The organism is Streptomyces sp. NPDC096193, from assembly GCF_040302905.1.
GTDB lineage: Bacteria > Actinomycetota > Actinomycetes > Streptomycetales > Streptomycetaceae > Streptomyces.
Map to the genome: position 1 here is coordinate 1 of NZ_JBEOSJ010000019.1, position 22,803 is coordinate 22,803.

General features: G+C 71.4%; 20 protein-coding genes, 3 tRNA genes and 1 pseudogene. 15 read left to right on the forward strand and 9 right to left on the reverse strand.

What is annotated here, in order from left to right:
• A pseudogene (locus tag ABTX78_RS24950) lies at positions 1 to 318 on the reverse strand (hypothetical protein); the annotation flags it as partial.
• A gap of 546 nt (positions 319 to 864) precedes the next feature.
• Here ABTX78_RS24950 and ABTX78_RS24955 point away from each other — a divergent pair.
• The 3 genes from ABTX78_RS24955 (at position 865) to ABTX78_RS24965 (ending at position 2,373) form a co-directional block, all read left to right on the forward strand.
• Positions 865 to 1,500, forward strand: coding sequence for an NADPH-dependent FMN reductase (locus tag ABTX78_RS24955; protein ID WP_352209023.1), 636 nt, complete (start codon positions 865 to 867; stop codon positions 1,498 to 1,500).
• A 112-nt stretch (positions 1,501 to 1,612) separates the two neighbouring features.
• Positions 1,613 to 1,936: a divalent-cation tolerance protein CutA gene (gene cutA, locus ABTX78_RS24960; RefSeq protein ID WP_352209024.1), complete on the forward strand. Its 324-nt coding sequence runs from the start codon at positions 1,613 to 1,615 to the stop codon at positions 1,934 to 1,936.
• Positions 1,933 to 2,373 (forward strand): gamma-glutamylcyclotransferase family protein, encoded by a 441-nt coding sequence (locus tag ABTX78_RS24965; protein WP_352209145.1) that lies wholly within the window; start codon positions 1,933 to 1,935, stop codon positions 2,371 to 2,373. Before cutA ends, ABTX78_RS24965 begins: the two co-directional genes overlap by 4 nt.
• A gap of 174 nt (positions 2,374 to 2,547) precedes the next feature.
• Here the strand turns inward: ABTX78_RS24965 and ABTX78_RS24970 are convergent, their stop codons facing one another.
• The 3 genes from ABTX78_RS24970 to ABTX78_RS24980 form a co-directional block, all read right to left on the reverse strand.
• On the reverse strand, positions 2,548 to 4,716 hold the full coding sequence (locus ABTX78_RS24970) for a molybdopterin oxidoreductase family protein (RefSeq protein ID WP_352209025.1): 2,169 nt from the start codon (positions 4,714 to 4,716) through the stop codon (positions 2,548 to 2,550).
• A gap of 116 nt (positions 4,717 to 4,832) precedes the next feature.
• Positions 4,833 to 5,414, reverse strand: coding sequence for a TIGR03086 family metal-binding protein (locus tag ABTX78_RS24975; RefSeq protein WP_352209026.1), 582 nt, complete (start codon positions 5,412 to 5,414; stop codon positions 4,833 to 4,835).
• A gap of 65 nt (positions 5,415 to 5,479) precedes the next feature.
• Complete coding sequence (locus ABTX78_RS24980) at positions 5,480 to 6,157, reverse strand: SanA/YdcF family protein (RefSeq protein WP_352209027.1); 678 nt, start codon at positions 6,155 to 6,157, stop codon at positions 5,480 to 5,482.
• A 206-nt stretch (positions 6,158 to 6,363) separates the two neighbouring features.
• On the opposite strand from ABTX78_RS24980, the gene ABTX78_RS24985 reads away from it, so the two are divergent.
• The 5 genes from ABTX78_RS24985 to ABTX78_RS25005 all read left to right on the forward strand — a co-directional run bounded on the left by ABTX78_RS24985 (position 6,364) and on the right by ABTX78_RS25005 (position 13,360).
• Positions 6,364 to 7,266 (forward strand): sirohydrochlorin chelatase, encoded by a 903-nt coding sequence (locus ABTX78_RS24985; RefSeq protein WP_352209028.1) that lies wholly within the window; start codon positions 6,364 to 6,366, stop codon positions 7,264 to 7,266.
• 46 nt (positions 7,267 to 7,312) lie between these two features.
• A complete protein-coding gene (locus tag ABTX78_RS24990) occupies positions 7,313 to 8,647 on the forward strand; it encodes a deoxyguanosinetriphosphate triphosphohydrolase (protein ID WP_352209029.1) in 1,335 nt (444 codons plus the stop codon).
• A gap of 129 nt (positions 8,648 to 8,776) precedes the next feature.
• Positions 8,777 to 10,039 carry an NAD(P)/FAD-dependent oxidoreductase gene (locus ABTX78_RS24995; protein WP_352209030.1) on the forward strand — a complete coding sequence of 421 codons (1,263 nt, stop codon included), beginning with the start codon at positions 8,777 to 8,779 and terminating at the stop codon, positions 10,037 to 10,039.
• A gap of 44 nt (positions 10,040 to 10,083) precedes the next feature.
• Positions 10,084 to 11,985 (forward strand): DNA primase, encoded by a 1,902-nt coding sequence (dnaG, locus tag ABTX78_RS25000; RefSeq protein WP_352209031.1) that lies wholly within the window; start codon positions 10,084 to 10,086, stop codon positions 11,983 to 11,985.
• A gap of 118 nt (positions 11,986 to 12,103) precedes the next feature.
• The gene (locus tag ABTX78_RS25005) at positions 12,104 to 13,360 is read left to right on the forward strand and encodes an RNA polymerase sigma factor (RefSeq protein WP_352209032.1); all 1,257 of its coding nucleotides are present in this window, start codon (positions 12,104 to 12,106) and stop codon (positions 13,358 to 13,360) included.
• Between the two features lie 37 nt (positions 13,361 to 13,397).
• Here the strand turns inward: ABTX78_RS25005 and ABTX78_RS25010 are convergent, their stop codons facing one another.
• The 4 genes from ABTX78_RS25010 to ABTX78_RS25025 all read right to left on the reverse strand — a co-directional run bounded on the left by ABTX78_RS25010 (position 13,398) and on the right by ABTX78_RS25025 (position 18,930).
• Positions 13,398 to 15,329, reverse strand: coding sequence for an ABC transporter ATP-binding protein (locus ABTX78_RS25010; RefSeq protein WP_352209033.1), 1,932 nt, complete (start codon positions 15,327 to 15,329; stop codon positions 13,398 to 13,400).
• On the reverse strand, positions 15,326 to 17,059 hold the full coding sequence (locus tag ABTX78_RS25015) for an ABC transporter ATP-binding protein (RefSeq protein WP_352209146.1): 1,734 nt from the start codon (positions 17,057 to 17,059) through the stop codon (positions 15,326 to 15,328). The genes ABTX78_RS25010 and ABTX78_RS25015 overlap by 4 nt, the downstream gene beginning before the upstream one ends.
• A gap of 89 nt (positions 17,060 to 17,148) precedes the next feature.
• On the reverse strand, positions 17,149 to 18,594 hold the full coding sequence (locus ABTX78_RS25020) for an FGGY family carbohydrate kinase (RefSeq protein WP_352209034.1): 1,446 nt from the start codon (positions 18,592 to 18,594) through the stop codon (positions 17,149 to 17,151).
• 36 nt (positions 18,595 to 18,630) lie between these two features.
• The gene (locus ABTX78_RS25025; protein ID WP_352209035.1) at positions 18,631 to 18,930 is read right to left on the reverse strand and encodes a YtxH domain-containing protein; all 300 of its coding nucleotides are present in this window, start codon (positions 18,928 to 18,930) and stop codon (positions 18,631 to 18,633) included.
• Between the two features lie 174 nt (positions 18,931 to 19,104).
• On the opposite strand from ABTX78_RS25025, the gene ABTX78_RS25030 reads away from it, so the two are divergent.
• From ABTX78_RS25030 to ABTX78_RS25055, 6 genes are all read left to right on the forward strand, one after another.
• Positions 19,105 to 19,177, forward strand: a tRNA-Asn gene (locus ABTX78_RS25030).
• A gap of 5 nt (positions 19,178 to 19,182) precedes the next feature.
• A tRNA-Asn gene (locus tag ABTX78_RS25035) sits at positions 19,183 to 19,255 on the forward strand.
• Positions 19,256 to 19,446: 191 nt separating this feature from the next.
• Positions 19,447 to 19,520, forward strand: a tRNA-Ile gene (locus ABTX78_RS25040).
• A gap of 538 nt (positions 19,521 to 20,058) precedes the next feature.
• Complete coding sequence (locus tag ABTX78_RS25045) at positions 20,059 to 20,487, forward strand: amidohydrolase family protein (protein ID WP_352209036.1); 429 nt, start codon at positions 20,059 to 20,061, stop codon at positions 20,485 to 20,487.
• Positions 20,378 to 20,707 carry an amidohydrolase family protein gene (locus ABTX78_RS25050; protein WP_352209037.1) on the forward strand — a complete coding sequence of 110 codons (330 nt, stop codon included), beginning with the start codon at positions 20,378 to 20,380 and terminating at the stop codon, positions 20,705 to 20,707. The genes ABTX78_RS25045 and ABTX78_RS25050 overlap by 110 nt, the downstream gene beginning before the upstream one ends.
• A 66-nt stretch (positions 20,708 to 20,773) precedes the next feature.
• Positions 20,774 to 21,634 (forward strand): amidohydrolase family protein, encoded by an 861-nt coding sequence (locus ABTX78_RS25055; RefSeq protein WP_352209038.1) that lies wholly within the window; start codon positions 20,774 to 20,776, stop codon positions 21,632 to 21,634.
• Between the two features lie 66 nt (positions 21,635 to 21,700).
• On the opposite strand, the gene ABTX78_RS25060 is transcribed toward ABTX78_RS25055, so the two are convergent.
• A complete protein-coding gene (locus tag ABTX78_RS25060; protein WP_352209039.1) occupies positions 21,701 to 22,138 on the reverse strand; it encodes an SRPBCC family protein in 438 nt (145 codons plus the stop codon).
• Between the two features lie 200 nt (positions 22,139 to 22,338).
• Between ABTX78_RS25060 and ABTX78_RS25065 the strand changes: the two genes are divergently transcribed.
• Positions 22,339 to 22,734 (forward strand): TOBE domain-containing protein, encoded by a 396-nt coding sequence (locus ABTX78_RS25065; protein WP_352209040.1) that lies wholly within the window; start codon positions 22,339 to 22,341, stop codon positions 22,732 to 22,734.
• Positions 22,735 to 22,803 lie beyond the last annotated feature (69 nt).

Below are 22,803 nucleotides of genomic sequence, written 5' to 3' on the forward strand. Positions count from 1 at the left end.
CCCTTTCCCCAGGCGCCTGACTCCATCGCCTATGAAACGGCAGTGACCCACACCCCTCAAGCTTCGCTGAGAAACGCTCAGCCTGTACTGCAACGTGGCCTGCAGGGCCACACCCGCCGCGATCTGGGTGGTGTCCGGGCCGATGCCGCGGCCGAGACCTGTCCGTCCGTGCCCGCCAGGCCCGCCACGGAGCCCGACCACCACGTCACCGACGCCGTGGCCGCTCCCCAGGGTCCCGGCCGACGTCCCGGTGGCACCGGTGCCTATGAGGGCGGCTGCCGGCGCGAGGCCGGTCAGCAGGCGGGCGGCGATACGCATGGGGTTCCTCCGGGAAGCACGGTGCGACGGGGGTCGTCTTCTTCGAGGTAAGGCGCAGCGCGCGTCCCACGCCTGCTGATGCGGCATCAGATATGGGGCCATTCCCGGCGTGTCGCGCTGGACAGTGGCGGTTGTCGCAGGTCAGGGCGGGCCGTGGTGAATCGCGGTCGCCCGGACTGAATGGGTGACGCGGACGGGCCCGTGCCGCCGGTCGCTTGCTGCGGGCTGCGCGCCCCGGGGCCGCTCGTCTCCGGCGGCGGACTCGGGCGCGTGCGCTGTCCGGGGCCGATTCCGCCCGCGACCGGCATGGAAGAATCTACCCAGTGCTCGCCCGCGACGGCCTGAGTGCCCCGCCGGAGGGCCGGTCCCTCGCCGACGAACTGCGCGCCCTCGCTCCCGTCGCTCGTGGTTGCTCGCGTCCGGCCCGCGTGCCACGTCCCCGACGCCCCGTCGCGGCAGGCCCGAGCACCCCCGCCACACCCCCCGGCGCGCCCGCCGCCCCCGCCCGCTTGACCTCAAGCAAGCTTGAGGTACCACGCTCGTGGCATGGACCTCATCACGCAGCAGAATCCGCAGGCAGCCACGTACACGGACGCCTCCCGCGCCGTCCCCCTCCGGCTCGCCGTCATCCTCGCCAGCAACCGGCAGGGGCGCTTCGGGCCCGTCATCGCCGAGTGGTTCCTGGCCAACGCACGGCAGCGGGAGGACTTCGCCGCCGAGCTCGTCGATCTCGGCGAGGTGGACCTCCCCACCGCCATCTCCCACGATCCCTCGCCCGCCGTCCGCGCCGAGCTCGCCAAGGTCTCGCCTGTCCTGGCCGGCGCCGACGCCGTCGTCGTCCTCACACCCGAGTACAACCACTCCTTCCCCGCGTCCCTGAAAGCGCTCGTCGACTGGCACTTCACCGAATGGCAGGCCAAGCCCGTCGGCTTCGTCTCGTACGGCGGCATGTCCGGCGGGCTGCGCGCCGTCGAGCAGCTGCGGCAGGTCTTCGCCGAGATGCACGCCGTGACCGTCCGCGACACGGTCTCCTTCCACAACGCTCGCGGCCACTTCGACGACGAGGGCCGGCACCGGGACCCGGCGGCCCCCGACGCCGCCGCAAAGGCGATGCTGGACCAGCTCGCGTGGTGGGGCCGCGCTCTGCGGACGGCCAAGTCGGCACACCCGTACACGGGCTGACCCCGGCGGGTGGCGGTGCGCGGGCGGGGCTCCCGTACCGTGGGCCGCACCGGCCCGGCAGGGGCCGTGAGGCCCCGCCCGTGAGTACCCCCGAAGCGATCGGAGTCCGCCTGTGGCCCTGGCACTCACCGTTCTGACCACCACCGACAGCGCCGCCAAGGCGGAGGAGCTGGCGCGCGGAGCCGTGGCGGCACGGCTCGCCGCCTGCGCGCAGATCTCCGCGCCGGTCACCTCCGTCTACCGCTGGCAGGACGCGATCGAGACCGCGCAGGAGTGGCAGATCCTGTTCAAGACGTCCGAGGAGCGCTACCCGGCGCTGGAAGCACATCTGCGGGCGTCCCACGACTACGAGACGCCGGAGATCATCGCCACCCCGGTGGTGGCCGGCAGCGCTGCCTACCTGTCGTGGATCGACGCGGAGACCTCGGTTCGATGAACGGCCAGGGCCTGCCCTTCTTCGTCTACGGCACCCTCCGGCCGGGGGAGTGCAACCACCATCTGTTTCTGCACGGCCCCACCGCCGCCGAGGAACCGGCACGGCTCCCCGGAGCGGTGCTCTACGACGGCCCCGGCTACCCGTACGCGGTCGAGTCGTCCTCCGCCCTCGGTGCCTCCGGCGTCGTGGGCGACCTGCTGACGGCCGGGCGGGGGGAGTACGGGGATCTGCTCACCGTGCTCGACCGGCTGGAGGAGTACGTCTCACCCGGCCACCCGCGCAATCTGTACGAACGGGTCGCGCTCGACGTGCTGCGCCCGGACGGCACGGCGGTACGGGCGTGGGTGTACGTAGCGGCACGGGACGTGGCAGGCAGGCTCCGCGCGCACGGCACCGCCATCCCCGGCGGCGACTGGTGCGTCCGCGCGGTCGGCTGACGACGGCCCCCGGCCGCTTCGTCCGCGAGGGCGGCTGCTCCCCGGCCCTCGGCCCCCGGGCCGCCCCGCTCGGCTGACCCGCCCCTCGGCCCCCGGGCCGTCCGGTCGGCTGACCCCGCCCCGGGCCCGCCCGGTCGGCTGACACCCCGGTGGACGCTGCCCCGGCCGAGGGCGCTACCCCGCTTCCGGCGCCCCGGGCCCGGCCACTTCCCCGGCGCCCACCTGCTCCACCTGCTCCACCCGCTCCAGCCGTACCGCGCACACCTTGAACTCCGGCATCCGGGACGTCGGGTCGAGCGCCGGGTTCGTCACCGAGTTGACCCGGCCCTCGCCCGGCCAGTGGAACGGCATGAACACGGTGTCCGGCCGGATGCCCGTGGTGATCCGCGCCGGCCCGACCGCCCGCCCCCGTCGCGAGACGACGGCGATCCGGTCGCCCTCGACCGCCTCCAGGCGTTCTGCGAGCAGCGGATGCAGCTCCACGAAGGGCCCCGGCGCCGCCGTGTTGAGCTCGTCGACCCGCCGGGTCTGGGCCCCGGACTGGTACTGGGAGACGACCCGGCCGGTTGTCAGCAGCACCGGGTAGTCGTCGTCCGGCTCCTCCGCCGCGGCCCGGTGCGTGACCGGTACGAACCGGGCCCGCCCGTCGGGGGTGGCGAACCGGTCGAGGAACAGCCGGGGCGTGCCCGGGTGACGCATCTCCGCCGAGTCCTCCGGACAGGGCCAGAACACCCCGTCCTCCTCCGCGATCCGGCGGTACGTGATGCCCGAGTAGTCCGCGGGTCCGCCTGCGGACGCCCGCCGCAGCTCCTCGAACACCTCCTCGGGGTCCGCCGGGAAGCCCTTCTCGTGGCCGAGCAGCGCGGCCAGTGCGCCGAGGATCTCGAGATCGCTGCGAACGCCCGGCGGCGCGGACACCGCGCGGCGGCGGAGCAGCACCCGACCCTCCAGGTTCGTCGTCGTCCCCGTCTCCTCGGCCCACTGCGTCACCGGAAGCACGACGTCCGCCAGCGCGGCCGTCTCGGAGAGCACCACGTCCGCGACCGCGAGGAAGTCCAGCGACCGCAGCCGCTCCTCCACATGGGCGGCCCGGGGCGCCGACACCACCGGGTTGGAGCCCATCACCAGCAGCGACCTCACCTCGGTGCCGAGCGCGTCGAGGAGTTCGTACGCGCTGCGGCCCGGCCCCGGCAGCGACTCGGGCGCCACACCCCACACCTCGGCCACATGCGCGCGGGCCGCCGGGTCGTCCAGCTTGCGGTAGCCGGGCAACTGGTCGGCCTTCTGGCCGTGTTCACGGCCGCCCTGGCCGTTGCCCTGCCCGGTCAGACAGCCGTAGCCGGACAGCGGACGCCCGGCCCGGCCCGTCGCGAGGCACAGGTTGATCCAGGCGCTCACCGTGTCGGTGCCCTTGGACTGCTGCTCCGGGCCGCGGGCGGTGAGGACCATCGACGACGAGGCGTCACAGAACAGGGCGGCCGCCGCGCGCAGTTGCGGCACCCCCACCCCCGTGATCCGTTCCACCAGCTCCGGCCAGTACGCCATCGCCGCGGACCTGGCCTCCTCCCAGCCGCTCGTGCGGTCCGCGATGAACGCCTCGTCCGTGCGCCCCTCGGCCACCACCAGATGCAGCAGGCCGAGCGCCAGCGCCAGATCCGTGCCGGGCCGGGGCGCGAGATGGAGGTCCGCCTGCTCGGCCGTGCGCGTGCGGCGCGGGTCGATGACGATCAACGTGCCGCCGTTCTCCCGCAGTTCCGTCAGGAAGCGCAGGGCCGGGGGCATGGTCTCGGCCGGATTGGAGCCGACGAGCACCACACAGCCCGTCCGCGGAATGTCCTCCAGCGGGAACGGCAGTCCCCGGTCCAGTCCGAACGCCCGCTGATGCGCGGCAGCGGCCGACGACATGCAAAAGCGCCCGTTGTAGTCGATCTGCGAGGTGCCGAGCACCACCCGGGCGAACTTCCCGAGCGTGTACGCCTTCTCGTTGGTGAGCCCGCCGCCGCCGAACACACCGACCGCGTCCCGGCCGTGGGCGGCCCCGGTCCCCAGCAGCCCTTCCGCGACCCGCTCCAGTGCCTCCTCCCAGGTAGCCGGTTCGAGCCTGCCGGTGGCAGGGGACCTGACCAGGGGCCCGGTCAGGCGCACCCGGGAGGAGAGCAGTGCGGGGGCGGTCCGGCCCTTGCCGCACAGCGCGCCCCGGTTCACGGGGAAGTCCGGCCGCTCCACCACCCGCACCGTCTCCTCGCCGGCCCCGGGGGCGCGCAGATTCATGCCGCACTGGAGGGCGCAGTACGGACAGTGCGTCGCGGTGAGCGGGGCGGCGGGGGCGGTGAGCTCGGACATACGCCCAGCGTGCGCGGCCTCTGTTACACCAGCCCTCGTGCCCCATTACAGCCGGGGTACGCGGCCCTCCGCATGCCCTGCCGCGTCCTGTGAGGCGCCCCTGTCGCCGCGGCCGATCAGGCGCGGCGGCCCAGCAGCGCGAGCAGTCTGGCCTGGTGGCTGTGGGCCGGCGGCGGCTCGATCGGCGGGGCGAACAGTCCGGACGCCTCCAGCTCGGACGCGTACGGACTCACCTCGTCGAGAGCGAAGGCCACCAGCGCGTCCGGCAGCTGCTCGGACGCGCCGATCGCACGGGACAGGTCCCAGCTGTGCACGATCGCGTCCGTGGTCATCTGCGCACAGTAGGCCACCGCGGGCGTCTCGCCGTAGGAGAGCCGTACCGTCCGCTCCAGCGCGCCGGGCTCCGCGAACGCCTCCCGGGCGGCGCGCGCCGCCGCGTCCCAGCTCCGGCGCGGATGTGCGCCGAGGACATCGCCCTCGTACGCGTCGCCCACATCGTCGAGGTCCGCTTCCTCGACCACCAGATGGGGCACCCACAACTGTTCCGCGGTCAGATGGTTCACGAGATCGCGCACCGACCACTCGGTGCAGGGTGTCGGATCGTCCCACTGCTCCTGGCGCACCGCGTGCACCCGGTCGGAGAAGAGCGCGAGCGCCTCGGTGTGCCGGCTGAGCAGGGTCGCCACGTCGTTTTCCATACCGATCACTGTTGCGCGCCGCGCATCCCGAAGCGAGCGGCCCGCCGTGTGTCACCCGCAGACGATCACCGTCCGGACGCGGCCAGCGCCTCGTGCACACCCTTCTCCTCGGCGCCCAGGAACCGCGGATCGGGCTCGACCGCCGCGTCCAGCGCCGCCTTCCCCGACGCGGCCAGCTCGCGGACTCCGCCGTAGTACCAGGTCACGTCGTGCGGTTCGGAGACCCCGACGCCGTACGACTCGACCCCCGCCGAACGGCACAGCGCGACGGCCCGCCGGATGTGGAAGCCCTGCGTCACGAGCACCGCCCGGTCCACACCGAAGATCTTCTTGGCGCGCACACAGGAGTCCCAGGTGTCGAACCCGGCGTAGTCGCTGACGATCCGCCCGTCCGGCACGCCCCGGGCGGTCAGATAGGTGCGCATGGCGTCGGGCTCGTCGTACTCCGCCCTGCTGTTGTCCCCGGTGACCAGCACGACCCGTACCTTGCCCGCCCGGTACAACCCGGCGGCCGCGTCCAGCCGGTGCGCGAGATAGGGCGTGGGCCGGCCCTCCCACAGGCCCGCCCCGAAGACCACGGCCACATCCTGGGCGGGCACCTCCGCGACGGTCCTCACCCGGCTGTCGGCCACGGCGTGCATCCAGGTCGCCGGGGCGAGAGCGAGCACACAGCCGAGCATCGCCGCCTGCACGAGGCGCCGCCGTGAGCGGCGCGAGCGGGGCGGTCCGGGCAGGCGAGGCATGAGTCGTGATCCCTTCACACCCGGTCAGACGCGGAACGGACCGGATCGGTTCGTTCGGCTGAGGGCTGTCCCGTCTTCCGCGGCGGATCGGCCCACGGCTCGGTACGACGGTCCTGACACCGGCCGCGGAAGGGCGGTGAGGCCGCGGAAAACAGCTGTCACGGCCGTGCAACGGCCCCGCAATGTCGGCCCGTCAGGATCTGTTCATGACGGAGCAGCCACAGCTACCAGACGGCCGGCCACTGCCCCTCGACACCACCGCTCAGCTGCTCTCACGGATCACCGACCAGCTGGGCACCCAACTCGGCCATGTCCGACTGAACGGAACCCGCAGGCTCATGCCCCCGAACGAACGGCCCACCCTCGTCGCCGTCGCCCACGGCAGCCGCGAGCCCCGTGCCCTCCACACCGTCCTCGAGCTTCTCGACCGCGTCCGTGAACTGCGTCCCGGCCTCGACGTACGACTCGGCCACATCGAGCTGAACGAGCCGCTGCTCGGCGACACCCTCGCCGGCCTCGCCCCCGCACCGCACGCCCGGGGCGGCGCGGCCGTCCTCGTACCGCTGCTGCTCGGCCGCGGGTACCACGTCAAGCACGACCTGCCGCAGGCAGCGGCCGCCGTGCCCGGTGCGGACATCCGCGTCGCCGCACCGCTCGGCCCGCACCCCCTGCTGGTGGAGGCGCTCTGCTCCCGGCTCGCCGACGCGGGCTGGCAGCCCGGCGACGGCACCAGCCGCAGCGCCGGTGTCGTCCTGGCGGCCGCCGGATCCCGTGATCCCGATTCGGCGGCCGACGCCCGCAGCACGGCGGAGATGCTCAGCGAACGCCTCGGCGGGGTGCCGGTCGTCGCCGCGTACGCCTCGGCCGCGTCCCCGACGGTCCCCGCCGCCGTCCGCGCGCTCACCGCCCGCGGCCGACACCGCATCGCCGTCGCCTCCTACTTCGCCGCCCCCGGCCTGTTCGCCGCCCGCAGCGCCGCCGCCACACCGTGGATCGCCGCCGCCCCGCTCGGCGCGCACCCCGCCCTCGCCCGGCTGCTGCTCCAGCGCTACGACGAGGCGCTGACCGTCCGGTACGCGGCTCAGCGGCGCGAACTCGCCTCCGTGTAGCCCACCGGGTCGACCGTCCTCCGGCCACTCCGGTTACCTTCGGTGCATGGCAGGCACCACCAGCACCACTCCGCCCGGGCCCGGAACCTACGACGGAAACGGCCTCCACGACGACGGCTACGACGACGCGGCCTCCGCGCGCTGGGCGCCCGAGCCCGACAAGCGTCCGGGGCGCACCGCGTTCCAGCGCGACCGTGCGCGCGTGCTGCACTCCTCCGCGCTGCGCCGTCTCGCCGGCAAGACCCAGGTCGTCACCCCGGGCACCCGCAACCAGGCGTGGGACGCCAGCCCGCGCACCCGGCTGACCCACTCCCTGGAGTGCGCCCAGGTCGGCCGCGAGCTGGGCGCCGCGCTCGGCTGCGACCCCGACCTCGTCGAGGCCGCCTGCCTCGCCCACGACATGGGCCATCCGCCCTTCGGGCACAACGGCGAGCAGGCGCTCAACACGTTCGCCAAGGACTGCGGCGGCTTCGAGGGCAACGCCCAGTCGCTGCGCCTGCTGACCCGTATCGAGCCCAAGAGGTTCGTCCCCACCGACGGCGGCGGTGTCGTCAGTGTCGGCCTGAACCTCACCCGCGCCACGCTGGACGCCGCCACCAAGTACCCCTGGCCGCGCGGCGGTCACCCCACCGACCCCGCCTCGGTCAAGTTCGGCGTGTACGAGGACGACCTGCCCGTCTTCGCGTGGGTCCGCGAAGGCGCGCCGGAACACCGCAAGTGTTTCGAGGCCCAGGTCATGGACTGGGCCGACGACGTCGCCTACTCGGTGCACGACTTCGAGGACGGACTGCACGCCGGCCACCTCGACCCCGGCCTCCTGCTCGCCGAACCGGAGCGCAGCGACATCTGGCAGGTGGCGATCGGCCGGTACGTGCCCTCCGACACCGACCCCGAGGAGCTCGCCGAGGCCCTGGACCGGCTCCTGGAACAGGAATGGTGGCCACATCACTACGACGGTTCGGCCGTCGCGCAGGCCCGCCTCAAGGACGCCACCAGCCAGCTCATCGGCCGTTTCGCCCTCGCGGCCGAGGGCGCGACCCGCCAGGCGTACGGCACCGGCCGGCTCACCCGCTACGCCGCCGAACTCGTCGTCCCCCGCGAGGCGCGCAACGAGTGCGCCGTTCTCAAGGCGGTCGCCGACCGCTATGTGATGCAGCGCGCCGAGCAGGAGACCCTCCGGGCCGACCAGCGCATCGTGCTCGCCGAACTGGCCGAGGCCCTCACCTCCCGCGCGCCCGACACCCTCGACCCGCAGTTCCGCGCCCTGTTCGCCGCGGCCGGCGACGACCGGGCCCGTGCCCGGGTCGTCGTCGACCAGCTCGCGTCACTCACCGACGCGACCGCCCGCAGTCTGCACGCGCAGCTCACGGCCCGCCGCTGAGCGGCCGGAGCGGCCCGCGCGGGATGTCCGGGATGACACGCTCGAAGGTCACCCCCTCTTCCGCCATCACGCTGCGTGCGGGACGCTCGCTGAAGGCTGCGCAGCGTACAAGCAAAAAGGAGGCATCAAGTGGTCGACGCACATCGGACGTTCGTCATCGTCGGTGGTGGTCTGGCCGGGGCCAAGGCCGCCGAGACCCTCCGTGCGGAGGGCTTCACCGGACGCGTGATCCTCATCGGTGACGAGCGCGACCACCCCTACGAGCGCCCGCCCCTGTCCAAGGGCTATCTCTCCGGCAAGGAGGAGCGCGACAGCGTCTTCGTCCACGAGCCCGGCTGGTACGCGCAGGCCGATGTGGAGCTGCATCTCGGCCAGACCGTCGTCGCCGTCGACCGTGAGGCCAAGTCGGTCCGGCTGGGCGACGGCGCCGTCCTCCACTACGACAAGCTGCTGCTGGCCACCGGCTCCGAGCCGCGCCGGCTGGACATCCCCGGCACCGAGCTCGCCGGCGTCCACCATCTGCGCCGCCTCGCCCACGCCGACCGGCTGCGCCGGGTTCTCGCCGCGCTCGGCCGCGACAACGGCCATCTGGTCATCGCGGGCGCCGGCTGGATCGGTCTGGAGGTCGCCGCCGCGGCCCGCGGCTACGGCGCCGAGGTCACCGTCGTCGAACCCGAGGCCACCCCGTTGCACCAGGTCATCGGCCCCGAACTCGGGCAGGTCTTCACCGAGCTGCACAAGGAGCACGGCGTCCGCTTTCACTTCGGCGCCCGCCTCACCGAGATCACCGGCCAGGACGGCGTCGTCCTCGCGGCCCGCACCGACGACGGCGAGGAGCACCCGGCCCACGACGTGCTCGCCGCCATCGGCGCGGCACCCCGCGCCGCCCTCGCTGAAGCCGCCGGCCTCGCCCTCGCCGACCGTTCACACGGCGGCGGCATCGCGGTCGACGCGCAGCTGCGCACCTCCGATCCGGACATCTACGCCGCGGGCGACGTCGCCGCCGCGCACCACCCGCTGCTCGGCTCCCGGCTGCGGGTCGAGCACTGGGCGAACGCGCTGAACGGCGGCCCGGCGGCCGCGCGCTCCATGCTCGGCCAGGACGTCAGCTACGACCGCGTCCCGTACTTCTTCTCCGACCAGTACGACCTGGGCCTGGAGTACTCCGGCTGGGCACCGCCCGGCAGCTACGACCAGGTGGTGCTGCGCGGGGACGCCGGCAAGCGGCAGTTCATCGCCTTCTGGCTGAAGGACCGCCGGGTGCTCGCCGGGATGAACGTCAATGTGTGGGACGTCACCGGACCCGTCCAGGACCTCATCCGCTCCGGTGCCCAGGTGGACCCGGACGCTCTCGGCGACCCGGGCGTCCCCCTCACCACGCTCACGGGATGACGGGAGCAGACAGGAGTGTCACCGCGCCACCGTAGACTTCACGCGTGGCAGGCAGGATCAACGATGACGACGTGAAGGCGGTGCGGGACGCCGTCCCGATCGACGCCGTCGTGTCCGAGTACCTCCAGCTGCGCAATGCCGGCGGCGGCAATCTCAAGGGGCTCTGCCCCTTCCACGACGAGAAGTCCCCCTCCTTCCAGGTCAGCCCGAGCAAGGGCCTGTTCCACTGCTTCGGCTGCCAGGAGGGCGGCGACACCATCGCCTTCGTGATGAAGATCGACCATCTCACCTTCTCGGAGACGGTCGAGCGGCTCGCCGCGACGGCGGGCATCACCCTGCGGTACGAGGAGGGCGGGTACAACCCGAGCCACCAGCGGGGCGAGCGGATCCGGCTGGTGGAGGCGCACAAGATCGCGGCGCAGTTCTACATCGAGCAGCTGGAGAACAGCCCCGAGGCGGAGACCGGCCGCGCCTTCCTCGCCGAGCGCGGCTTCGACCAGGGTGCCGCCCAGCACTTCGGCGTCGGCTACAGCCCGCAGGGCTGGGACCACCTCACGCGCTTTCTGCGCGGCAAGGGCTTCAGCGACAAGGAGCTGATCCTCTCCGGCCTCTCCCAGGACGGCCGCCGCGGCCCCATCGACCGCTTCCGCGGCCGGCTGATGTGGCCCATCCGCGAGATCTCCGGCGACGTCGTCGGATTCGGCGCCCGCAAGCTGTACGAGAGCGACAACGGCCCGAAGTACCTCAACACACCCGAGACGGGGATCTACAAGAAGTCCCAGGTGCTGTACGGCATCGATCTGGCCAAGAAGGAGATCGCCAAGGCCAGCCGCGCGGTCGTCGTCGAGGGCTACACCGATGTGATGGCCTGCCATCTCGCGGGCGTGACCACCGCGATCGCGACCTGTGGCACGGCGTTCGGCGGTGACCACATCAAGATCCTGCGCCGGCTGCTGATGGACAACGCCACCGCCGAGGTGATCTTCACCTTCGACGGGGACGCGGCCGGCCAGAAGGCCGCGCTGCGCGCCTTCGAGGACGACCAGAAGTTCGCCGCCGAGACGTCGATCGCGATCACACCGGACGGGATGGACCCCTGCGAGCTGCGGCTCGCCCAGGGCGACGACGCGGTGCAGAAGCTCGTCGAGACCCGCACCCCGCTCTTCGAGTTCGCGATCCGCCAGGTCGTGCAGCGCCACAACCTGGAGACCCCGGCCGGCCGCGCCGCCGCGCTCGACGAGGCCGCCCCCATCGTCGCGGGCATCAAGAACGTCGCGATCCAGCACGAGTCGGCCGTGCAGCTCGCCGGCATCCTCGGCATCCTCGACACCCAGTTCGTCGTCAAGCGCGTGGCCCAGCTGGCCCGTTGGGCCCGGGACCGGGGCGGCCGCGGCCCGGCTCCCACGCGCCCCTCCGCCCGGCAGCAGGAGCCCCAGGCCCCCGCGGCCCCGTCCGGCCCCGCACTCAACCTCCGCAGCCCGGCCCACCGCACCGAGCGGGAACTGCTCAAGCTGGCGCTCCAGCACCCGGGCCTGGTGTCCCCGGCGTTCGACGCGTACGGCGTGGACGAGTTCACCGCCCCTCCGTACGCCGCGGTCCGCCAGACCATCGCCGAGGCGGGCGGCGCCGAACAGGGCACACAGGACAGCTCCGGCTATCTCGCCCGCGTCCGCGACGCCGCCTCCAACGACACGGTGCGCGCGCTGGTCACCGAACTGGCCGTCGAGGCCGTGCACTCGAAAATCGTCGACGAGACGTACGCGGGCGTCCAGCTCGTCTCGGTCCGGCTGCGCGCCGTGGACCGCCGCATCAGCGAGGTGCAGGGCACGCTCGCCCGCCTCGGCCCGCACGCCGACCCCGAGCAGCACACCGCCGTGGCGAACGAACTGTGGGTCCTCCAGCAGTACGCCCGCTCCCTGCGCAACCGCGGCGCCGACGCCCTCTAGAGCCCGCCGCCCACAGCTGCCGGGCACCGTCCCGGTAACCGTCCGGTCACGCACGGGACTCAAAAAGTCGTCGCACGCCCCTCGTGGCAGCTGTGTGTCGTACCCCACACTGGGGGCGGTGCCTGAGTCCTCGGAGCGCGGCCGGTCCACACCGAGTGGGCCTCTCGACCCCGCGGATCCGCTCATCGTGTACGGGACGGAAAGCGGCCCGGCCGCCCCCGTCCCGCTGCCGTACGCCCCCGATCCGGCAGCGATCACCCTGGAGGTCGCCCCCGTGCAGACCCAGACCCTGACCGAGACCGAGGCTGCCGCCGAGGTCTCCGCGCAGGTCCCCGCCCAGAGCCTGCCCGCACACCATCCCGAGGCCGTTCCCGAAACGGTCGCGGAGACCGTCGTCGAGGACGCAGTGGAAGTACCCGACCCGCCCGAACCCGCCCCCGCCGCCCGAGCGGACTCCAGCGGGCCGTCCTCCGACCTGTTCCGCCAGTACCTGCGGGAGATCGGCAGAATACCGCTGCTCACGGCGGTGGAAGAGGTGGAGCTCGCGCGCCGGGTCGAAGCGGGCCTGTTCGCCGAGGAGCGGCTCGCGGGCACCCCCGACATCGACGACTCCCAGCTCGCCGTCGACCTCGACAAACTGGTCGTGATGGGCCGGATGGCCAAGCGCCGGCTGATCGAGGCGAATCTGCGGCTCGTCGTCTCGGTCGCCAAGCGCTACGTCGGCCGCGGGCTGACCATGCTCGACCTGGTCCAGGAGGGAAACCTCGGCCTGATCAGGGCGGTCGAGAAGTTCGACTACGCCCGCGGCTACAAGTTCTCGACGTACGCGACCTGGTGGATCCGCCAGGCCATGTCGCGCGCGCTGGCCGACCAGGCCCGCACCATCCGCGTCCCGGTGCATGTCGTCGAACTGATCAACCGTGTCGTGCGGGTCCAGCGCCGGCTGCTCCAGGAGCGCGGCTACGAACCCACCGCCGAAGAGGTCGCCGCCCAGCTCGACCTGGCGCCCGAGCGGGTCGGCGAGGTGCTGCGGCTCGCCCAGGAACCGGTCTCGCTGCACGCGCCGGTGGGGGAGGAGGACGACGTCGCCCTGGGCGACCTCATCGAGGACGGCGACGCCGCGTCTCCCGTGGAGTCCGCGGCCTTCCTGCTGCTGCGCGAACACCTCGAAGCGGTGCTCTCCACCCTCGGCGAGCGCGAACGCAAGGTCGTGCAACTGCGGTACGGGCTGGTCGACGGCCGGCCGCGCACCCTGGAGGAGATCGGCCGGATCTTCGGCGTGACGCGCGAACGCATCCGCCAGATCGAGTCCAAGACCCTCAACAAGCTGCGCGACCACGCCTTCGCCGACCAGCTCCGCGGCTACCTGGACTGACACCCCGGACCTCCGGGCAACCGCGGGGCTCCCGCTCTCACTCCACCTCGACGACCGCCTGCGCGAACTGTGCCGCATACAGCCGCGCATAGGCGCCCTCTGCCGCCAACAGGCCGTCGTGAGTGCCCTGTTCGACGATCGAGCCGTTTTCCATGACCAGGATCACGTCCGCGTCCCGGATGGTGGAGAGCCGGTGGGCGATCACAAAGCTCGTACGGCCGTGGGCGAGACGCGCCATCGCCTTCTGGATCAGGACCTCCGTACGCGTGTCGACCGAACTCGTCGCCTCGTCGAGCACCAGGATCACCGGGTCGGACAGGAACGCCCGCGCGATGGTGATCAGCTGCTTCTCGCCCGCGCTCACGCCCGCGCCCTCGGCCCCGTCGTCGCCGAGCACCGTGTCGTAGCCCTCGGGCAGCGTACGGATGAAGCGGTCGGCGTGCGCGGCGCGCGCGGCCTCCTCGATCTCCGCCCGCGTCACGTCCCGCGCGGCGCCGTAGGCGATGTTGTCCGCGATGGTGCCGCCGAACAGCCAGGTGTCCTGGAGCACCATGCCGATACCGGACCGCAGTTCCTCCCGCGACATGTCCGCTATGTCGACGCCGTCGAGGCTGATCCGCCCCGCCGTCACCTCGTAGAACCGCATCAGCAGATTGACCAGCGTGGTCTTGCCGGCGCCGGTCGGGCCGACGATCGCGACCGTGTGGCCCGGCTCCACCGTCAGCGACAAGTCCTCGATGAGCGGCTTGTCCGGGTCGTAGCGGAAGGCGACCTTCTCCAGGGCGACACGGCCGAGGCGCTCCTCGGGACGCCCGGCCGACGGTGCGTCGGCCTCCTGCTCCTCGGCGTCCAGCAGCTCGAAGACCCGCTCGGCGGAGGCGACGCCCGACTGGATCAGATTCGCCATGGAGGCGACCTGGGTCAGCGGCATCGAGAACTGCCGGGAGTACTGGATGAAGGCCTGCACCTCGCCGATCGACAGGGCCCCGGAGGCGACCCGCAGTCCGCCGACGACCGCCACCAGCACGTAGTTGAGGTTCGAGACGAAGAACATCAGCGGCTGCATCACACCGCTGTTGAACTGCGCCTTGAATCCGGCCTCGTACAACGCCTCGTTCTGCTCGGCGAAGTCCCTGGCCGACTCCTCCTGCCGTCCGAAGACCTTCACCAGGGCGTGGCCGGTGTACATCTCCTCGATGTGGGCGTTGAGCGTGCCGGTGGATTTCCACTGCTGCACGAAGTGCGGCTGCGACCGCTTGCCCACCTTCGTCGCCACGAACACCGACACGGGCACGGTCACCAGGGCGACCAGCGCCAGCAGCGGGGAGATCCAGAACATCATCGCCAGCACACCGACGATGGTCAGCAGCGAGTTGATGAGCTGGCCCATCGACTGCTGAAGGGTCTGCGAGATGTTGTCGATGTCGTTGGTGGCCCGGCTCAGCACCTCGCCGCGCTTGGCCCGGTCGAAGTACGACAGCGGCAGCCGGGACAGCTTCGCCTGGACGTCCTCACGCATCCGGTACACGGACCGGTTGATCACCCGGATCGACAGCCGGGTGGAGACCAGCGCCAGCAGCCCGGAGATCACGTACAGCGCGAGCGCCACCAGCAGCACATGACCGACCGCGGTGAAGTCGATGCCCTCGCCCGGCGTGAAGTCCACCCCGGACAGCATGTCCGCGAGTCCGTCCTGGTCCTTGTCCCGCAGAGCGTCGATCGCCTGGGACTTGGTCGTCCCCTCCGGCATGTCCCGGCCGACGACACCCGCGAAGACGAGGTCGGTCGCGCGGCCCAGCACCAGCGGCCCGACCACCGAGAACGCGACGCTCAGCACACCCGCCGCGAGCATCACCCACAGCAGTTTCCGGTCGGGCGCGAGCCGCTTCAGCAGCCGTTTGCCCGAGCCCTTGAAGTTCATGGACCGCTCGGCCGGGCCCATCATCATGCGTCCACCCGGCCCGCTCATGCGGCCTCAGCCTCCGTCAGCTGCGAGAGCACGATCTCCCGGTAGGTCTCGTTTCCCGCCATCAGCTCGCGGTGGGTTCCCGTCCCCACGACCTGCCCCTCGTCCAGGACCACGATCCGGTCCGCGTCACGGATGGTGGACACCCGCTGGGCGACGATGATGACCGTCGCCTCCGAGGTCTCGAGCGTCAGCGCGGAACGCAGCGCCGCGTCGGTCGCGTAGTCCAGCGCCGAGAACGAGTCGTCGAACAGATAGATCTCCGGGCGCTGCACCAGCGTCCGGGCGATGGCGAGCCGCTGGCGCTGACCGCCGGAGACGTTCGTGCCGCCCTGCGCGATCGGTGCGTCGAGCCCGCCGTCCAGTTCGCGTACGAAGTCGGCCGCCTGCGCGACCTCCAGCGCCTGCCACAGGTCTTCGTCGCTCGCGTCGGGCCGTCCGTACCGCAGGTTCGTCGCCACCGTGCCGGAGAAGAGGAACGGCTTCTGCGGCACGAGCCCCACGGTCCGTGCCATCAGCGACGGTTCGAGTTCGCGGACGTCCACCCCGTCGACGAGCACCTCGCCGCCGGTCACGTCGAACAGCCGCGGCACCAGACCGAGCAGCGTCGATTTCCCGCTGCCGGTGGAGCCGATGATCGCGGTCGTCTCGCCCGGACGCGCCGAGAGCGAGACATCGCGCAGCACCGGTTCCTCGGCCCCGGGGTAGCGGAACTCGGCGCTGCGTACCTCCAAAGACCCCCGCCGGTGCAGCTGTCGTACCGGCGCGGTGGGCGGCACCACGCTCGACTCCGTCGACAGGACCTCGTCGATGCGTTCGGCACAGACCTCGGCGCGCGGCACCATCATGAACATGAAAGTGGCCATCATCACGGCCATCACGATCTGCATGAGATACGCGAGGAACGCGGTCAGCGCGCCGATCTGGATGGCGCCGCTGTCGACGCGGTGCGCGCCGAACCAGACCACGGCGACGGAGGAGACGTTCACGACGGTCAGGACGGTCGGGAACATCAGCGCCATCAGCCGGCCGGTGGCCAGGGACACATCGGTCAGTTCCGTGTTCGCCCCGCGGAAGCGGTCCTTCTCGTAGCCGTCGCGGACGAAGGCGCGGATCACGCGGTTGCCGGTGATCTGCTCCCGCAACACCCGGTTCACCGTGTCCAGCCGCTCCTGCATGGTCCGGAACAGCGGCCGCATCTTCTTGACGATCAGCGACACGGCGATACCGAGCACCGGCACCACCGCCAGCAGCACGGCGGACAGGGGCACGTCCTGGCCGAGCGCCAGCACGATGCCGCCGACGCACATGATCGGAGCCGACACCATCAGGGTGAACGCCATCAGGACCAGCATCTGCACCTGCTGGACGTCGTTGGTCGTCCGAGTGATCAGCGACGGTGCTCCGAAGCGACCGACCTCCCGGGCCGAGAAGCTCTGCACCCGGTCGAAGACGGCCGCCCGCACGTCCCGTCCGAGGGCGGAAGCGGTCCGCGCCCCGTAATAGACGGCGCCGATGTTGCAGATGACCTGCACGAGGCTGATGCCGATCATGAGTGCGCCGAGCCGCAGAATGTAGCCCGTGTCACCCTTCACGACACCGTTGTCGATGATGTCGGCATTGAGCGTGGGCAGATACAGAGTGGCGCTGGTCTGCAGCAACTGCAGCGCCACCAGCAGGGCGATGGGTCGTGTGTACGGACTCAGATGGGTCCGCAGCAGTCGTATCAGCACGCGCTGTCTCTCGGGCTCGGTAAGATCGGGGGTCACCCCATCTTGCGGCACTCCACCCCCGAACCCCACGGGTTTGTTTCAAGGAGGGGTCAAGATGTCGGGCCGAAGGCCCCGGGGTGCAACTGCTCCCGCGTCGCGCTGTACTGCTGGCGCACCGCCTGACCGACCGCCAGTTCGTCGCCCGGCTCGAAGAGCTGCGCCGCGGCGTCCTGCCAGACGGGCGGGGACGCGGGGGACAGCATCCCCTGCGAGGCCCCGAGCGCCCAGGCCGCCTGGCGTGCCGCGCCGAGCGCCGCGTAGTCGGCGGGCTGCGGCACGACCACCTGCGCGCCGAAGATCCCGGGGGCCGCGGACTGCACGGCCGGCAACCCGGCGCTCGCGCCCAGCAGAAAGACCCGGCGCACCTCGACGCCGCGGGCGCGCAGCACGTCCATCGCGTCGGCCAGGGAGCAGAGCATGCCTTCGAAGGACGCCCGGGCCAGATGCTCGGGCCGCATCGACTCCCGGCGCAGACCGGTCAGGGTGCCCGCGGTGTGCGGCAGTTGGGGGGTCCGCTCGCCCTCCAGATACGGCAGCAGGACCAGCCCGGAGGAGCCGGGCGTGGACTTCATGGCCAGCGCGGAGAGTTCCTCGAGGCCGTCGAGCCCCAGCAGCTCGGCGGTGCCGCGCAGCGCCCGTACGGCGTTGGAGGTGTGCACCACCGGCAGATGCATGCCGGTCGCGTCCGCGTACGACGTGATCATTCCGCTGGGATCGGCCAGCGCCTCGTGGTGCACCGCCATCACGGAGCCGGAGGCCCCGAGCGAGACCACGGCGTCGCCGACGCCGACGCCCAGACCGAAGGCGGCGGCCATCGTCTCGCCGGTGCCGGCGGAGATCAGCAGACCTTCGGGGGTGGTGCCCGCGGCTTCGGCCGGGCCGAGCACCTCGGGGAGCGCGCACTGATGGCCGAGAGCCAGCTCGACCAGGTCGGGACGGTAGGAACCGGTGCCCGCCGACCAGTACCCGGTGCCGGATGCGCCGCCGCGGTCGGTGGTCCTGCGGACCGGGCGGCCGAGCAGCTGCCACACCAGCCAGTCGTGCGGCTGGAGCACCGCGGCCACGCGCTGAGCCGCCTCCGGTTCGGAACGCGCCATCCAGCGCAGCTTCGCCACCGGGTGAGCGGCCTGCGGCACCGAGCCGACCGCCTCGGCCCAGGGCTGCCGCCCACCGAGTGCGTCGATCAGGTCCGCCGCGGCGACCTGGGCACGCTTGTCGTTGCCGAGGAGTGCGGGCCGGACGAGTCCGCCCTGACGGTCCAGCGGGACCATGCCATGCTGCTGCGCGGAGACGCCGATGGCCTGCACACCTTCGAGCAGGCCACCGGCCGCCGCCTCGCCGAGCGAGAGCAGCCACGCCTGCGGATCGGCTTCGGTGGCCTTGGGCTCCACCGGGTGCGGGGCATAGCCCTGCCGCAACACGGCACCCGTGTCCGCGTCACAGACGACGATGCGGGTGAATGCAGACGAACTGTCCAGACCGGCGACTATCCCCATGGGGGAAGATTCTGCCGCACATGTGGAGCGGCGGCGTCACGTGTTGGTCGTTCCCCATTCGTCCTCCCTGGTGGAGCTGCGCTCCCGCAGGGACCTGACCCGCTCGGAGACCGAATCCGGCATCCGGTCCCCGACCTTGTCGCTCACCGCGTGAAAGGCCTTGCCGGCCACCTCGCGGCCGTTGTGCGCCGCCGACTCCGCGGCATTGCGCACGGCGGGGTTCTGCGACAGCTGGCGCATGGACTTCTTCAGTTGTTCGTAGCGCTCACGGCCGGCCCGTGTGCCGATCACAAAGCCGACAGCCAGTCCGACGACGAACGTGACCTTGTACCGCATGTCTGCCACCCTTCCCTTACGTCGGTGCTGGGCGCCTACCCGTGATCGCCCCTGATCACCCGGGCGCATACCGATTGGCGGAGCACCCCCCTGCTTGCGCTAATGTATGTGTCGCAGCGAGCGCACGCCCTCCGGGACGCTCCGGGTTGGGTACGTTCGGTGCACACGCAGCAATCCCCTGTAGCTCAATTGGCAGAGCAGCCGGCTGTTAACCGGCAGGTTACTGGTTCGAGTCCAGTCGGGGGAGCGCGATCCCCTGTAGCTCAATTGGCAGAGCATTCGGCTGTTAACCGGAGGGTTGCTGGTTCGAGTCCAGCCGGGGGAGCGGATACCGGAACAGGGCCCCGTCGAGGGGTCCTTTTTCGTGTGCCCGAAGGCTTGTCGACGGCTCCTGGAACCGGGCAGCAGGCAGCGCAGTCCTCATGATTGGGCGTTGCCGACCATCCGAGGCAGGAGATCGTATGAGCGGCTATGCTGCGGCAGACGGCGCGCACATTTGTGCGCGACGCGCCGTTAGGGGCGGTAGCTCAGCCGGTTAGAGCAGCGGACTCATAATCCGTCGGCCGTGGGTTCGAGTCCCACCCGCCCCACCCAGGCAGGTCGCTGACCTGCAGAAACGTCTCTCCTTGGAGGGGCGTCGCGAACTCTGACCCAAGTGGTCCGCCGGTCAGAGGGGCTTTCGAGCCGCCGGGCCCAGTTGGTCCCACCCCGGAAAGGCTCTGGGCCGTAGCGACGTAGGTGACGTGTCGCGCCGCACGTCGGGTCACGACGCTGTGGGACAAGGTCCCGCCCCGTCCGAATCCCCGAAGGGGATACGTACGGATGCCGATCCGGAGGCCTCGTCAAAGACTTCCTGGCCCTTCGCGATCGGCGGCATGGGACAGTCCGGCCGGGTGCGGGCCCCAGGGGGTGGGCCCGGGAATCCTCCTTTATATTGCGGATGACACCGATACGGCCTTTCTCCCGGCGAGGCTGCGCCCTACGGCGGAGCCGAGAAAGTCGGACACATGCCTGCCCAGGACAGTCGGCCCGCTGATCTCGTCGTCCGTGATTCCGCCGTTTATACCCTCGACCCCCGCCCGGCCGTGGGCGGAGGCCTTCGCCGTACGCGACGGGAACATCGTCGTGGTGGGCGACGACGCCGACGTCGCGGCCGTGACCGGCTCGCAGACCCGGCTCGTCAACGCCGCGGGCGGCATGGTGATGCCGGGCCTGATCGACGTGCATTCCCATGTCGGCTTCGGCGGTCAGGCGGCTGCCTGGGAGCTCGGGCTTTCGCCGGTGTTCGGGGTGGAGGAGATCCTCGGGGCGGTACGGGACCGGGCCGGCACGCTCGGGCCGGATGAATGGGTGGTCGGTGGCATCGTCATCAGTCCGGTGTTCCAGGCGCTGGGCAACCGGGAGATTGCTGGCGGCGTTGGACGAGGCGAGTCTGGGCAGGCCGGTGATGCTGCGCGACGACTCGCTGCACAACCGGTGGGTGAATTCCCGCGCCCTGGCCATCCTCGGCATCGACTCGTCATCGCCGGATCCGGCGAGCGGGAGTTACGTCCGTGACGACGTGGGCCGCCCGGTCGGACTGCTGCTGGGCCGGCCTTCCACCGATGCCGAACTGGCGGCCCGGCGGAGCTCGGGTGATCCGCACGAGCGGGATCTGCGGTCGGCCCGCACAGCCGTGTCGATCTTCAACTCGGTGGGTGTCACCGCGACGCAGGACGCGGCGACGATGGGGCCTGGCTGGACGTGTTCACCGAACTCGACCGGGCGGGAGAGCTGAATGCCTGGATCGTGGGATCCATGCCGGCCAGGGAGTTCGTCGAGTCCGGGCCGGTGGGCACCGAGTTTGTTCGACACCGCTTCCGCGCGTCGCTCCGCCCATGTCCTGCCGGACTTCGTCAAGGGCGTCCTCGACGGTGTGCCGATGACCCGGACATCGAAGTTCCTCGACGCCTACAAGCCCGACCCCTTCGCTCCCGCAGGCGCCACCGGCGGTCATGTGTGCCCGTTCCACGGCGAGGGGCTGTTCAGCGACGAGGAACTCCTGCAGTTGCTGGAGGCGGCGCTCTCCCGCGGGTTGCACGCCAAGCTGCACGCCACCGCGGACGCAACGGTGCGTCAGGCGCTCGAAGCGGTGGCGGTCATGCGCGAGCGGTACGGCGACGGGCCCGTGTTCCACGTCGCGCATCCGGAGTTCGTCCACCCCGATGACGTGGCACGCTTCGCCGAACTGAGTGTCGTGGCCGACGCCTCGCCTGTGCTGTGGTTGCCCAACCCGATGAACAGCGTGATTGCCCAGCAGGTGCAGGACCACTACATGGAACGCATCTGGCCTCTGCGCGACCTGCACGACGCGGGCACCCTCGTGGCGGCAGGATCCGACTGGCCTGTCGCCATGGAGGTGCCGAATCCGTGGCTGAGCATCGAGACCATGGTCACTCGCCGCAGCCCCGACCCGGTCTTTCCCGGCTCCCTGGCCGCCGACCAGGCCCTGGACCTCGACACCGCGATCCGGGCCCATACCGTCAACGCCGCCCGGGCCATGGGGCTGGCCGAGAGGACCGGGCGTCTCTCACCGGGCATGTCCGCCGACTTCATCGTCCTGGACCGCAATGTCTTCGACGTCCCTGTCGAGCACGTTCACAACACCGAGGTCCGGCAGACCTGGTTCGCCGGTCGTCTCGTCCACACCGCGGCAGCCGACTGAGCATCCGCTGACGGACCGGGGCCGTCGCCGGGACGGTCGCGGCCGGCCTCAAGGCGGTCTTGCTGATCACTTCCAGCTGTCGGAGCCGGGATTCCCGCCCGCCGCGAGAGTCGCGAGCCGGTCCACGTAGTGCGCCCACCCCTCCTTGTGCGCGGCGCATGCCTCGGGGGTCGGCAGACCACTGTGGACGAGGCGGAGCAGGGTGCCGTCGGGCACCGGTTCGAGTGTGATGTCGACCGTCGTGGAGCCGGGCGGGATGGACAGCGTGCCCTCGGTCCAGCCCCATGTGAAGACGAGCCGTTCGGGCGGGTCGATCTCGACGAAGCGGCCCTCGGCGACGTTGTCGCCGGCGATGTTCGTCCGGTAGGCGCCGCCGGGCTCGAAGCTGAACCGGCCGTCCTTGCCCATCCAGAGCAGCCACTTGTTCCGGTCGGTGAAGAAGGAGAACACCGTCTCGGGCCGGGCGGCGATCGGCAGTTCCAGGGTGACCACGTCAGTACTCACGGCCTCGTCCCCTCGGACGTGTCGGACATATGCCGTATTGGCGCAGCGTAGCCAGCCACCGGCCCCCGGGCACCTTCGGGCGACGTGGGGCGGCAGTGCTCCCGTACCCCTTGGGGCATCCTCCAAGGAGGCTGGCATTTGCTACGGAAATAGCCCCCGTGCCTTGTAGATGCGGCCTCATGGTGCCTAACGTGGCGCACATGCAGTCCTACACCATCGGCCAGGCGGCCCGTCTGCTGGGCGTCAGCCCTGACACCGCGCGCCGCTGGGCGGACGCGGGAAGGGTCGCGACCCATCGCGACGACAGCGGCCGCCGCCTCATCGACGGCCGGGACCTGGCCGCGTTCTCGATCGAGGTCGCCCAGAGCGGCGCCGGCGAGGAGGACGTCTCCTACACCTCGGCGCGCAACTCCTTCCCCGGCATCGTCACCGCGGTCAAACTCGGCGACGTCGCCGCCCAGGTCGACATCCAGGCCGGGCCGCACCGGCTCGTCTCCCTGCTGACCAGGGAGGCCGTCGAGGAGCTGGGACTCGAGGTCGGCATGCAGGCCACCGCCCGCGTGAAGTCGACCAGCGTGCACATCGACCGTGCCTGACACGCCTGACCGCTCTCCCGCTCGTCCGGTATCTCCCCCCTTCTTCCCGCAGCGGCGTCGCCCGTCACC

Bases quoted from the DNA above. Each gene is read 5' to 3' on its own strand.
- ABTX78_RS24955 (WP_352209023.1), top strand. From the start codon at position 865: ATGGACCTCATCACGCAGCAGAATCCGCAGGCAGCCACGTACACGGAC.
- ABTX78_RS24965 (WP_352209145.1), top strand. From the start codon at position 1,933: ATGAACGGCCAGGGCCTGCCCTTCTTCGTCTACGGCACCCTCCGGCCG.
- ABTX78_RS24970 (WP_352209025.1), bottom strand. From the start codon at position 4,716: ATGTCCGAGCTCACCGCCCCCGCCGCCCCGCTCACCGCGACGCACTGT.
- ABTX78_RS24975 (WP_352209026.1), bottom strand. From the start codon at position 5,414: ATGGAAAACGACGTGGCGACCCTGCTCAGCCGGCACACCGAGGCGCTC.
- ABTX78_RS24980 (WP_352209027.1), bottom strand. From the start codon at position 6,157: ATGCCTCGCCTGCCCGGACCGCCCCGCTCGCGCCGCTCACGGCGGCGC.
- ABTX78_RS24985 (WP_352209028.1), top strand. From the start codon at position 6,364: ATGACGGAGCAGCCACAGCTACCAGACGGCCGGCCACTGCCCCTCGAC.
- ABTX78_RS24990 (WP_352209029.1), top strand. From the start codon at position 7,313: ATGGCAGGCACCACCAGCACCACTCCGCCCGGGCCCGGAACCTACGAC.
- ABTX78_RS25010 (WP_352209033.1), bottom strand. From the start codon at position 15,329: ATGAGCGGGCCGGGTGGACGCATGATGATGGGCCCGGCCGAGCGGTCC.
- ABTX78_RS25020 (WP_352209034.1), bottom strand. From the start codon at position 18,594: ATGGGGATAGTCGCCGGTCTGGACAGTTCGTCTGCATTCACCCGCATC.
- ABTX78_RS25025 (WP_352209035.1), bottom strand. From the start codon at position 18,930: ATGCGGTACAAGGTCACGTTCGTCGTCGGACTGGCTGTCGGCTTTGTG.
- ABTX78_RS25050 (WP_352209037.1), top strand. From the start codon at position 20,378: ATGCTGCGCGACGACTCGCTGCACAACCGGTGGGTGAATTCCCGCGCC.
- ABTX78_RS25065 (WP_352209040.1), top strand. From the start codon at position 22,339: ATGCAGTCCTACACCATCGGCCAGGCGGCCCGTCTGCTGGGCGTCAGC.